The organism is Natrarchaeobius versutus (assembly GCF_041205745.1).
GTDB lineage: Archaea > Halobacteriota > Halobacteria > Halobacteriales > Natrialbaceae > Natrarchaeobius > Natrarchaeobius versutus.
Map to the genome: position 1 here is coordinate 24,867 of NZ_JBGFCC010000016.1, position 11,032 is coordinate 35,898.

Genomic DNA, 11,032 nt, shown 5'->3' on the forward strand with positions numbered 1-11,032 from the left:
CCGAAAAAGGTGTTCCGTTCTTCCGCCCGGGCAAGTGTGTCGTCGGTCACAACCGGGCGGCCAGCGAGCGCTCGAAGCGGATAGTATGGAGGTGAAAGAGCCTTCACGCACCGTGAGTCGGAACGAACGCGAAACCGCGCGCCGTGAGCGCAACCCCCGAATTATATTCGAGTCCTCATCGTTATCGGCTGTCGATGGCGATACTCGTCGAGTTCGTCGTTTCGACGACCGAGTTTCCTCTCGGGAGGCTGTTTTCGTCCCTTCCCGGCGTCTCGGTCGAACTCGAGCGGATCGTGCCGACGACCGACTCGCTGTTTCCCTACGTCTGGGTTCGGGGTGGCGACCGGGCCGAGGTCGACGCCGCGATGGCGTCCTCGAGTGCGACGGACTCGTTCGCGCTCGTCGACGACCTCGGCGACCGGGGAATGCTCTATCGAGTGACGTGGGAACCGGACGTCGGCGGCATCGTCGAGGCGCTCGCCGACTCGGACTCGAGTTTGCTCTCGGCGACGGGAACGCGCGATCAGTGGACGTTCGGACTTCGAGTCGACGATCACGCGGACCTCCTCGCATTTCAGGACTGCTGTCGGGACCGAGGCGTTCGGATCAGCGTGACGCGACTACAACCGCTCGAGTACGCGGACGAGAACGAGCGAATCACGACGCCACAGCTCGAGGCGCTCGAACTCGCGTTTCGCCGCGGATATTTCGACGATTCACGGCGCGTAACCCTCGACGAGTTGGCGTCGGAACTGGACATCACTCGCCAGTCACTCGCAGGTCGGCTCCGGCGCGGCCACCGGAACGTACTCGCCGACGTGTTCGGGACCAAACACCGACCGACCGAACACCCGGCGTCGTTCGTCGACGACTGAGTTATAATAGTGCTACATAGTAAGGATCGACCATACCAGTCCGTCCACAGTAGGAGGGTGTATGTCCTCCCCCGGCGATTCGATGGACGCCGAAGACTCGTACGTCACGACCGTCGACCCGGCCGACGACGAGCGACCGAGTGCCGTGATCGTGACGGCGGTCGCATCGGTTCTCGAGCGAGATCCGCTGGAACTGGCGCCGCTTTACGAGACGGTCGATCCGGACGCCCTCGATTCGCTCTTCCAGCACGCACACAGAACGGACGACGCCGGCACTCACGAGGTGTGGTTCACCTACGAAGGGGTCGACATCGGGGTGCGAAGCGACGGCGAAATTCGGGTCGATGTCGCCGCAAACTCGCCTTCGTGACTCGGCCGTCGGGGCCGATTCGTTAGCCGAAGACCGGATCGCAGTGGTCGCCGACGGTCGTCGCCGTGAGCCAGCGGAGCGGATCGTCAGCGAACGAGCCGACGACTACGCCTCGAGGCGTCTCGCGAGAAACGAGCGCAATAGCTCGTTCGTCCGCTCTGCCTCCTCGATGAAAAAACAGTGCGAGCCGTCCTCGATCAACTCGAGTCGGGCGTCGGGAATCGCCTCCTCGAGCAACCGCGCGTTACCCGGCGGTGTCACGCGGTCGTTCGTCCCGTGGATGACGAGCGTCGGGACGCGAATTCGCTCGAGCCGGTCGCTCACGTCGAAACTCGTGATCGCCGCGGCCTGTGCCTCCCGCGCTGGTTCGTCCGCGTTCTGCTCGAGGCCCCACTCGATGATCCGATCTAGCAGGTGGGGATTGCGATTGACGAACCGCTCGGAGAACGCGGGGCGGAGTCGCCGGCGGAGCGCGTCGCGTTCGTTCGCACCCGACTCGCCGACAAGCTGGGCTCGCACGTCGTCGGGAATCGCGACCGCGTCCAGCCCGCCGTGGCTCGTCGAACACAGCGTCAGCGACTCCGCGCGCGAGTACTCGATGGCGTACTGCTGGGCGACCATCCCGCCGAGACCGACGCCGACGAGGTGGGCGCGACGCGTGCCGACGTCCGAGAGGACCGCCTCGAGGTCCGCGGCGAGACCCTCGACCGAGTAGCCGGCGGAACCGGACAGAAGCGATGAGCGAAGCCGTCGAGGCAGTCGTGAAACGACCGGCGGGAGCCCGGCCGTCGAGCGGCCGGTTCCGCGGGTGTCGGGGGCGATCACGTCGCGTTCCGGGGCGAGTGCTTCCCGTTGCCAGCGCCACATCCACCGGCCGTATCCCAGTTCCTGGAGGAAGACGACCGGTTCGCCGTCGCCGCCCCGGTCGTCGTACTCGTAGTGGATCGACGCGCCGTCACCCGAAACCCGTGGCATATCCGAACCGACGTGTCGGACCCCCTTGAAATCGACCCTTCGCCCGATACGGTGTGTGGTCTCGAGTGTGGTCGTAAACGGTGTGATCCCACGAGTTCGACGACCTGATTTCGCAGTGTTGGTACTCACCCAATAGATTCTGTCCGAGTTTCGAAGCCGTCAGAATGGTCTTCGCATCCGACCACTGGTGGTGCACTCGGATGGAGACACGTCTCGGCGTTGTTCGATTCTATTTCTCGTTCAAAATGTATCGCCACGCTACGAGCCATCCGAGACGAACTGGTAGGCAGATGTCTCCGATCATCGGTGTCGAACCAAACGGACAGGCCGTTCGAACCAACGGAGCCGAGATCCGGCAATTCGTTCGCGGAACCGATCGACGATCCAGGGCAATGGGAATCGCTCACTCGAGTCGGTTCCGGATAATATCACTCAGACCAAAAGGGTTTTTACTATAATTACTATTAGTAATTTCAATAGAGTTGAGCAACTTCAAGCTGGACGATGACAGTAAATTAGCCACTCTGCGAGGAGTTATTGGTGCGACGTTGGCGATTGGACCGGCCGGAGCGATTCTCGCAGGATTGTATTTCGATCCACAGTAGCGAATAGAGAGTCCTCATCACCAAATTATAGGTTTTTTACACAAATGTACCAATGAGCAAGAACACATGACCGATTCAGCTAATTCAACTCGAGAAAAAGCATCACAGCTTATTATATTTGATATTGGGATGACGCTTCTGTTGGTATTTCTCGTGAGAGGTGAGGATGTCAGCCTCACCGATATCTGGCTAACAACTAGTTGCCTCGGACTCGGAATGGTGTTAGCAGTCTCATTCAAGGTTTTGGATGTTTCCTCCTCAAAAAGTGCAAATCTGCTCGCGCTTGGAGTCGTCATCACAGTAATGTGGGCTATCTTGGGAGTCTTCGGGTTCGTATCGATGATGTACTCCTCTATTGGATTGCTGTGGGGACTAACGGTCGGAATTCTGGGCCACTCGTTGTTCGAGCACCGCGTGGGTCAACGTGACCAGCCAACCGATGCGTAGCCCCACCAGAGGACTGTAACTCCGAAATCCATACAATCTACAGGCAGAACAGATCGAGGACGCAGATCGATACGCAGTACGCGATGTACGCACGCCGGTTACCTCGTCGATGGGAAACAATACATCTGAAAAGCACGACGAAGCGGGAGTGAGGACGGAGTTGGCCTCCCATCTCGGAGATCGTGGGTTCTGTCCCGACGCATCGGTTTCTAACAATTCCTCCTCGGAAGAAATAAGTGAAAACCCAGTAACTATTTTCATACAGTAGAGCACGGACGCATGAACGATTCCGATAATACAACCGTCGATCCCTGGCTGACTGTGCTCAGCCTCATCGTAGCAGCTCAAATATGGGCGTATTTCATAGGAGGGTTTCGACAGACTGAAATCTGGCTACTCATAGCTGGCTTCGGACTCTGGATACTGTGTTCGAGTGTCATCACCACTCTTAACGATCGTTTCTCCCGAAAGATAACTGCGCTCAGCATCGTAATTGTCGCTTTCACAGCCATGGGAGCAGTTTTCGGAGTGTTCGGGCTCGAGCCGCTTGCCTACTTCACTGTCGGATTGCTCTTGGGAGAGCCGGTCGAACGCCTCGCACACTGGTCGTTCGAGCGGCGTACGGGTCAACGTGATCCGCCAACCGACTCGTAGCCCGCGACCGAGAGTTGAACTCGAGACGGCTCCTATAGTAGCCACTGAACGTCATTGTACATTTGATCGCCAGACAGATCGGCGGTCAGTGTGTACATCGTTTCAGTTGTTACTATAGATCGAACGTCAGCGATTGATCGGAGCGTGCTGACAGTCCTCTATAGCGAGAACAATCGAAGGTGGTGTGAAGATCACGTTCGATCCTGTCGCGTTTGCGCTTGGACCCGCCGGAGCGATTCTCGCAGGACTGTATTTCGATCCACAGTAGTGACAGGAAATTACTTTGTGAAATTTTATCATCTTAGAGGTGAAATAAGCAAACCAACACGAACGAATGACCAATCCCAATAATACAACCCTCGAACGAGCCCTCTGGCTTATTCCGTTCATTTTCACTCTAACGGTCTTACTTTGGCTCCCCGTACGGGAAGGGGGAATCACCTCAACCGAAATCTGGCTAACCATCGCTGGCTTCTGCGTCGGACCCCTGTATTTGATGGTCTTCTATGCGTTCGAAAAGCGTTCCTCCCCGAACATAGCTCTACTCGGCATCGTCATCGTCAGTTCCCCAGTCGTAATAGCGGTCTCGAGAATATTCGGGTACGAGTTGCTGTCCTACTTCGCCATTGGATTATTTTGGGGAGTACTAGTCGTAGGCCTCGCCCACTCGTTGTATGAGGAACGCGTTGATCGACGTGACCAGCCAACCGACTCGGAGCCCGCGACCGAGAACTGAACTCGAGACGGCTCCTGGATCGAACGTCAGCGATCGATCAGCGTAACTGTCTATTACTCGATCACCGGTCGTTCCAATCCACTATTAACGGACGCCCCATCCAACCAGCGCGTTTATCCCGCCGGAGTAATATCGTTGTACCGATGCAGCGACTGCACGCCCGGTACCCGTTCCTCGAGGCGGCCCGCGAGACCGTCGCGACGGAGGCAGTCGATCTCGCGGCCGTCGTCGAGCGGGAGGAGGCGGTCGTCGACCGCGCCGCACAACGCGTGATTACCGCGATCGAGGACGGCGACACCGGCGAGCCACACCGCGATCACCGCGTCGAGTTGCTCTCCTATCCCGTCGCGCGCGTCCTCGTCTCGATGGTCGAGGAGCGCGTGCTCGTCCGCAAGTACGCCCGCGCGGAGGCCGCGACGGCGTACGATCGGTTCCTCGAGGACCGGGCGGATACGACGGAACTGAAAAGCGTCGAGTCGACGGGGCTCGACCTCGAGGCGCTGTTCGCGGAGTTCGATCTTCGGGAGTCGATCCGTGGCCCGGTCGACGGCGAGTACCGCATCGACGTCGGCACCTACCTTCCGCTCGCCGCCGACCTGTGGGACGACGAGTGGCGGCTCGTCAACCAGCCGCTCGACCGGGGCGAGGTGCCGGTCGACGAGGGAGAACTCCTCGCGCTCCTTCGAGAGGCGATTCGCGAGCGGATCGAGGACGGCTTACCGTTCGACGTCCCCGAGTCGATCGCGACCGACCTCGAGGACGAGGCCGAGGACGTCCGCGAAGTGCTCGCCGACCTCGATCTGACCCGCGAGATCGACACCGTCGTACCGGACCTGTTCCCGCCGTGTATGAAGGCACTGTTGGATCAGATCCAGAAGGGCGAACACCTCCCACATCACTCCCGGTTTGCCATCACCGCCTTCCTGGCGAGCATCGGGATGAACACCGACGAGATCGTCGACCTCTACCGAGTGAACTCGTCGTTCGGCGAGGAGATGACGCGCTACCAGACCGACCACATCCGCGGCGACACCTCGCCGACGGAGTACTCGCCGCCCTCGTGTGCGACGATGCAATCGTACGGTGACTGCGTGAACAAAGACGACCTCTGTGAACGGATTCCCCACCCGATGGCTTACTACGAGGAGCGCATCGACGACGCCGAAGACGAGGAACTCGAGGACTGGCGAGAGGGAGAGGCGGACGAGGCCGAGTCGGCGGGCGACTGAGCGCCCCGTTACGGTTTATTCTGATCCGGATCGTCGGAGAGTTCCTCCGCCTGTCGCTGGATGTCCGCGAGCGCCTGCTCCTGTTCGCTCCGGGCGAGTCCGCCCGACTCGACGTGACGGCCCTCGTACTGCCAGCGCGGGATCGCATTCCAGACACTCGAGTCGCGGGCGTCGTCGCTCGAGTCGCCGTCGCCATCTGTCGAGTCCGGTTCGGCTGAATTCCCGTCGGCGTTCGATCCGGGCCGTCGCCACAGCAATACCGCGACGAGACCGGCGAGAATCGCCATCCCGCCGACCGCAGTCGACGGGGAAACCAGCGACGAGGTACGAAGGAGGACCGAAGAGCCGAGCAAGACGAAGACGACGACGACGCCGAGGAGATACCATCGGGAAGCGCCGTCACTCGAACTCGAGTCGGAACTGCTCATACGTCGTGTCACCCGTACAACTTGAAAAAGTACTGCCGAGTTTACGCCGCACTCTGCGTGTCGGCGTCGTCGTCTTCGAGGCCGTCTTCGGGGTCGTTGAGGACGAACGCGAGACCGATCCCGACGGCGGTGAGCAAGAAGATAAAGCCGACGATGGCCCCGACGAGCAGTTCCGCTCCTTCGGGCTGGAGGATGCCGTTGTCGGCGCCGTACTCCGTCCCGATGTAGATCATGGTCCCGAGCATCACGATGATGGACGAGACGGACACGACGATTTCGATGATTTGCTCACGGTCGAGCATTACAGGGACGGTTTCGTCGGTCGGGTCAAAAGCGCTTCGAAGGGCGTGCGAGATCCGATCGAACTCGGGAACCGATCTCGGATCCACCGACGATCAGACTGCCGTCATCTCGCGCTCGAGGTCGCGGAGTTGCTCGACGCGCTTTTCGGTCGGCGGGTGGGTGCTAAAGAGCTGGCCGACGACACCGGACTTGATCGGGATGATGAAAAAGGCGTTCATCTCGGCTTCCTCGCGCATGTCGTCTTTCGGGACGCGATCCATCTCGCCGGAGATCTTCAACAGCGCCGAGGCGAGCGCGGACGGGTTGCCGGTGATCGCCGCCGCGCCGCGGTCCGCGGAGTACTCGCGGTATCGCGAGAGTGCACGGATCAGCAGGTAGCTGATTATCCAGACGAGCAGGGAGACGATGATGGCGACGAAGATGCCGCCACCGCCGCGATTCCCCCCGCGACCGCCGCCGAAGAGCGCGCCCCATCGGACGATCATGAACGCGATCGTCGAGAGGAACGAGGCGATGGTCATCACCATCATGTCGCGATTCTTGACGTGGGCGAGTTCGTGGGCGATGACGCCGTCGAGTTCGTCTTGGTCCAGCGTTCGCATGAGTCCGGTCGTCACCGCCACGGCGGCGTTTTTCTGATTCCGCCCGGTCGCGAACGCGTTCGGGACGTTCGAGTCGATCACCGCGACCTTCGGTTTCGGGAGGTCAGCCTGTTGTGAGAGCCGTTCGATCGACGCGTGAAGCTGTGGGTACTCCTCGGCCGAGACCTCCTTCGCCCCCATGCTCCGGAGCGTGAGGGTGTCGCTGAAGTAGTACTGGACGAGCGAGAACCCGCCGATCACCAACGCGAACGTGAGCATCCCGCCGCCCATATAGAGCGTTATCGCACTCGCGAAGACGAGATAGAGCGCGAACAACAGAAACATCGTCAGGAACATCCGAAACCGAAGCCCCCAATCCGCCTGCCAGTTCATACCCCTGCGTACGGTCCGAACGGAAATAAGTGCCCTGACGACTCGTCGTCGCTCGAGCCGATACTGTAAAATATCTCATATCACCCTCGCGTCCGATTCGAACCCCTTCATTTCGCATGGAGACCACGGTACGTGAGGACGTCTGACACAGGTCCGAAATCGACCGTCTGACGAGTGTCTGACAGGCGTCATTCACGGACGTCCACGCAGTGGAAGCGAAGGGGAATCCCTATTGGTGGGCACTCGATCACGGCAGAAATCACCGGACAGGACCACCGTGGTTCGGTCGAACCGGACGGAAGTCGTCTAACGGACACGCGATCGAACCCCCTCATTTCGCCTGGAGTTGTCAGGTTCTGAAAAACAGTGGAACGAACGAGGCTGGACTGAGACGGTCTGCCGTAACTCATTTCAGGCACAATCGCTGTCGGGGTCGAGGTTGTGCCGGCAAATCGGTACAGCGAGCCGTATGACGAACGCCCGTTGACGATCGGGACACCCACGAATCGGATCGGCGGCCGGCGGAACCGACGTATGCAGTCAGTCTCGAGGCGGACCCTCACAGCGAACAGTATAACACGCACAAACCCCAAGCGGAGGTACCATGAACGAGTCTCGTGCGTTCTGTCCCCGATGTGGGGAACCGATGCCTGATCGGTCGGCGAGCGACGCGAGCGACGCCGACGGGACCGGTTCGGACGACCACCGCGACGACGTCGCCGACCCACTCCGACCGGGTGCGGAGGTCGAGATCTGTGATTCGTGTTACTTCGACGATTTCGATTTCGTGGACGCGCCGGATCGGATCGACGTCCGCGTCTGCGCCCAGTGTGGGGCCGTCCACCGCGGAAACCGGTGGGTCGACGTGGGCGCCGAGGACTACACCGACGTCGCAGTCGAGGAGGTAAGCGAGGCGTTAGGCGTCCACGTCGACGTCGAGGACGTCGCCTGGCAGGTCGAACCCGAGCAGGTCGACCAGAACACGATCCGGATGCACTGTTATTTCACGGGCGTTGCCCGCGGGACGCCGGTCGAAGAGCAGGTGACGGTTCCCGTCAGGATCGCCCGCCAGACCTGCACCCGCTGTGGCCGGATCGCCGGCGACTACTACGCGAGCATCGTCCAAATCCGCGCGGAGAAACGGACGCCGACGACCGAGGAAATCGATCGCGCAAAGGAGATCGCGAACACGACCGTCGCCGAGATGGAGGCGACCGGCGACCGAAACGCGTTCGTCACCGAGATGTCCGAGACCGACGACGGGCTCAACATCCGAGTTTCGACCAACAAGATCGGGAAGAAGATCTCGAACAAGATGATCCAGGAGTTCGGCGGCACCGTCAACGACGCCGAGACGCTCGTCACCGAGGATTCCGACGGCAACGAGGTGTACCGGGTCACGTTCGCCGTCCGCCTCCCACCGTACCGACCCGGCGACATCATCGACCTCGTAGACGACGACCAAGGACCGGTCCTCGTCCGGAGCGCCCGCGGCAACCTCAAAGGCACTCGAGTGCGCACCGGCGAGCGATACGAAGCGAGCTACGAGGAGGGGAACGCCCCCGAGGCGCGAAAACTCGGCGAGCGCGAAGACGCCGTCGAGACGACCGTCGTCACCGTCGAAGACGAGAACGCCGTCCAGGTGCTCGACCCCGAGACGTATCAGGCGAAGACGGTCTCCCGACCCGACTACTTCGACCCCGACGCGGAGACGGTTCCCGCCCTGAAAAGTCGCGCCGGGCTCCACATTCTCCCGGATCCGGATCCGGACTCGGTCGGCGACGCCGACGCGAACGAGCCCTACGATCCGTACGCGAACCCGCCCGAGGGTGACGAAAGCGATGCGTGATGGTGCGGGAGACGAAACCGCGCTCGAGCGGTCGCCGACCGGCCTCGGCGCGCACACCGACGCCCCGCTCGCGGTCATCGTCGAGAAACCCCGCACCGAGGCGGTGATCGAGTCACTTCGCGTCGAAGGCGTCTACGACGACTCGAGGCGGGTTCGCGAGGACGGCCCCGACCGAGTCGCGCTCCCGGTGACGGAGCCGCCAGCGGAGACCGACGTACTCGAGGTCGTCCGGCAGGTCGATCCCGAGCCGCGAAGTCCGGACCTCGAGGACATACTCGCCGAGCGGGGCTGGGACGAGGACGCCCTCGCCGCCGCACCCGGTTCGTGGGCCGTGATCGGCTCCGTCGTGGTCGTCTCGGTTCCCGACGATTGCCCCGACGAGACGGAACTCGCGGCGGCGTTGCTCGAGCTCCACGGCGAGGCCGACAGCGTGCTGGCCGACGAGGGGATCGAAAACGACGGCTCCGCGGGGACCTACCGCCAGCCCCGGACGCGGTTGCTTGCCGGCGAGTCGGATACGGAGACCATTCACACCGAACACGGCACGCGCTACGGGCTCGATCCCGCGGCGGTGATGTTCTCCCCCGGAAACCAGGCCGAACGCGCCCGCATGGGCGAACTCGTCGAGTCCGACGAGCGGGTGTTCGACATGTTCGCCGGCATCGGCTACTTCACGCTCCCGATGGCTCGAGCCGGCGCGCGGGTGACCGCGACCGAACTGAACCCGACGGCGTTTCGCTACCTCCTCGAGAACGCGATGTTGAACGACGTACCCGACCGGATCGACGCCTACATGACCGACTGTCGGGAACTCGCGGGCCGGGTCGAGGCCGACCGCGTCGTCATGGGCTACTACGGCAGCGCGGACGACACGGACGAACACGGTCACGGCGAACGTACGGACGAGGCCCACGAGTTTCTCCCCCACGCCCTCGAGGCGCTCGCCTCCGGTGGCGTCGTCCACTATCACGAGGCGACTCCCGAGTCACGACTGTGGGAGCGCCCCATCGAGCGCCTCGAACGCGCAGTCGACGCCGCCGGATCGGGACGGACGCTCGAGGTGCTCGAGAAGCGCCGGGTGAAAAGCCACAGCGCCGGCGTGGTTCATTGCGTGATCGACGCGCGACTCGAGTGATTCTGGCAGACTGACTGCGGGGTTGCTCGAGCGAAACGGGCCCTACTGCGACAGGCCGGCGGTCGTGAGATTCATGCTCCCGGAGACACAAGGGAGCCGTATGAACAGACGGAACAAGTTCATCGCGGTGATCTTCGCCGTCCTCATGGCGACGTCTATGATCGCGATGCCCGCGATGCACCTCTTCTAGTCGGGTCCGCGCTCGTCGGCGTACCGCGCGACCCTCACGAGTGTACTCTCCAGCCTGCATCGGCGGGCATACTGGAGGTCATCGAATTGGCCACTCAACTGTCATATGTATTCCAATTCGGGCAGTAGAGGACAAACAGTTACCGAAGTGGCTATCGATCTATCTGAAGTGTGCCAATAGTCACCTGCTGACTCGATGGAAATTCTGCTATATCCCATGAGAGCGTGAAACAAGTATGGGACGCAAGAGACCGAGCTGTATT

The 11,032-nt window shown here is 61.4% G+C and carries 12 protein-coding genes; 8 read left to right on the top strand and 4 right to left on the bottom strand.

The window, feature by feature from the left end; translation table 11 throughout:
• Positions 1–194 precede the first annotated feature (194 nt).
• On the top strand, positions 195–875 hold the full coding sequence (locus AB7C87_RS23875; RefSeq protein ID WP_369732042.1) for a helix-turn-helix domain-containing protein: 681 nt from the start codon (positions 195–197) through the stop codon (positions 873–875).
• A 61-nt stretch (positions 876–936) separates the two neighbouring features.
• Entirely contained in the window at positions 937–1,245 is a 309-nt protein-coding gene (locus AB7C87_RS23880) for a HalOD1 output domain-containing protein (RefSeq protein ID WP_369732043.1), read from the top strand.
• 105 nt (positions 1,246–1,350) lie between these two features.
• On the opposite strand, the gene AB7C87_RS23885 is transcribed toward AB7C87_RS23880, so the two are convergent.
• Complete coding sequence (locus tag AB7C87_RS23885; protein ID WP_369732044.1) at positions 1,351–2,220, bottom strand: alpha/beta fold hydrolase; 870 nt, start codon at positions 2,218–2,220, stop codon at positions 1,351–1,353.
• A gap of 671 nt (positions 2,221–2,891) precedes the next feature.
• Here AB7C87_RS23885 and AB7C87_RS23890 point away from each other — a divergent pair.
• The 4 genes from AB7C87_RS23890 (at position 2,892) to priL (ending at position 5,891) form a co-directional block, all read left to right on the top strand.
• Entirely contained in the window at positions 2,892–3,272 is a 381-nt protein-coding gene (locus AB7C87_RS23890; protein WP_369732045.1) for a hypothetical protein, read from the top strand.
• A 279-nt stretch (positions 3,273–3,551) separates the two neighbouring features.
• Positions 3,552–3,926, top strand: coding sequence for a hypothetical protein (locus tag AB7C87_RS23895; RefSeq protein ID WP_369732046.1), 375 nt, complete (start codon positions 3,552–3,554; stop codon positions 3,924–3,926).
• A 334-nt stretch (positions 3,927–4,260) separates the two neighbouring features.
• Entirely contained in the window at positions 4,261–4,662 is a 402-nt protein-coding gene (locus AB7C87_RS23900) for a hypothetical protein (RefSeq protein ID WP_369732047.1), read from the top strand.
• 143 nt (positions 4,663–4,805) lie between these two features.
• Positions 4,806–5,891: a DNA primase regulatory subunit PriL gene (gene priL, locus AB7C87_RS23905; RefSeq protein WP_369732048.1), complete on the top strand. Its 1,086-nt coding sequence runs from the start codon at positions 4,806–4,808 to the stop codon at positions 5,889–5,891.
• A gap of 8 nt (positions 5,892–5,899) precedes the next feature.
• On the opposite strand, the gene AB7C87_RS23910 is transcribed toward priL, so the two are convergent.
• The 3 genes from AB7C87_RS23910 to htpX all read right to left on the bottom strand — a co-directional run bounded on the left by AB7C87_RS23910 (position 5,900) and on the right by htpX (position 7,596).
• A complete protein-coding gene (locus tag AB7C87_RS23910; protein ID WP_369732049.1) occupies positions 5,900–6,319 on the bottom strand; it encodes a hypothetical protein in 420 nt (139 codons plus the stop codon).
• 41 nt (positions 6,320–6,360) lie between these two features.
• Positions 6,361–6,621 (bottom strand): DUF7472 family protein, encoded by a 261-nt coding sequence (locus AB7C87_RS23915; RefSeq protein ID WP_369732050.1) that lies wholly within the window; start codon positions 6,619–6,621, stop codon positions 6,361–6,363.
• Positions 6,622–6,714: 93 nt separating this feature from the next.
• The gene (gene htpX / locus AB7C87_RS23920; RefSeq protein WP_369732051.1) at positions 6,715–7,596 is read right to left on the bottom strand and encodes a zinc metalloprotease HtpX; all 882 of its coding nucleotides are present in this window, start codon (positions 7,594–7,596) and stop codon (positions 6,715–6,717) included.
• 604 nt (positions 7,597–8,200) lie between these two features.
• Here htpX and AB7C87_RS23925 point away from each other — a divergent pair.
• Together AB7C87_RS23925 and AB7C87_RS23930 are read left to right on the top strand one after the other, a co-directional pair.
• Positions 8,201–9,445 carry a 60S ribosomal export protein NMD3 gene (locus AB7C87_RS23925; protein ID WP_369732052.1) on the top strand — a complete coding sequence of 415 codons (1,245 nt, stop codon included), beginning with the start codon at positions 8,201–8,203 and terminating at the stop codon, positions 9,443–9,445.
• Positions 9,438–10,580, top strand: coding sequence for a class I SAM-dependent methyltransferase (locus AB7C87_RS23930; protein WP_369732053.1), 1,143 nt, complete (start codon positions 9,438–9,440; stop codon positions 10,578–10,580). Before AB7C87_RS23925 ends, AB7C87_RS23930 begins: the two co-directional genes overlap by 8 nt.
• Positions 10,581–11,032: the final 452 nt, after the last annotated feature.

What these genes read in the sequence shown, in the direction of transcription:
- AB7C87_RS23880 (WP_369732043.1), top strand. Translation starts at nt 937, where the DNA reads ATGTCCTCCCCCGGCGATTCGATGGACGCCGAAGACTCGTACGTCACG.
- AB7C87_RS23925 (WP_369732052.1), top strand. Translation starts at nt 8,201, where the DNA reads ATGAACGAGTCTCGTGCGTTCTGTCCCCGATGTGGGGAACCGATGCCT.
- priL (WP_369732048.1), top strand. Translation starts at nt 4,806, where the DNA reads ATGCAGCGACTGCACGCCCGGTACCCGTTCCTCGAGGCGGCCCGCGAG.
- AB7C87_RS23890 (WP_369732045.1), top strand. Translation starts at nt 2,892, where the DNA reads ATGACCGATTCAGCTAATTCAACTCGAGAAAAAGCATCACAGCTTATT.
- htpX (WP_369732051.1), bottom strand. Translation starts at nt 7,596, where the DNA reads ATGAACTGGCAGGCGGATTGGGGGCTTCGGTTTCGGATGTTCCTGACG.
- AB7C87_RS23915 (WP_369732050.1), bottom strand. Translation starts at nt 6,621, where the DNA reads ATGCTCGACCGTGAGCAAATCATCGAAATCGTCGTGTCCGTCTCGTCC.
- AB7C87_RS23900 (WP_369732047.1), top strand. Translation starts at nt 4,261, where the DNA reads ATGACCAATCCCAATAATACAACCCTCGAACGAGCCCTCTGGCTTATT.
- AB7C87_RS23885 (WP_369732044.1), bottom strand. Translation starts at nt 2,220, where the DNA reads ATGCCACGGGTTTCGGGTGACGGCGCGTCGATCCACTACGAGTACGAC.
- AB7C87_RS23930 (WP_369732053.1), top strand. Translation starts at nt 9,438, where the DNA reads ATGCGTGATGGTGCGGGAGACGAAACCGCGCTCGAGCGGTCGCCGACC.
- AB7C87_RS23895 (WP_369732046.1), top strand. Translation starts at nt 3,552, where the DNA reads ATGAACGATTCCGATAATACAACCGTCGATCCCTGGCTGACTGTGCTC.
- AB7C87_RS23910 (WP_369732049.1), bottom strand. Translation starts at nt 6,319, where the DNA reads ATGAGCAGTTCCGACTCGAGTTCGAGTGACGGCGCTTCCCGATGGTAT.
- AB7C87_RS23875 (WP_369732042.1), top strand. Translation starts at nt 195, where the DNA reads ATGGCGATACTCGTCGAGTTCGTCGTTTCGACGACCGAGTTTCCTCTC.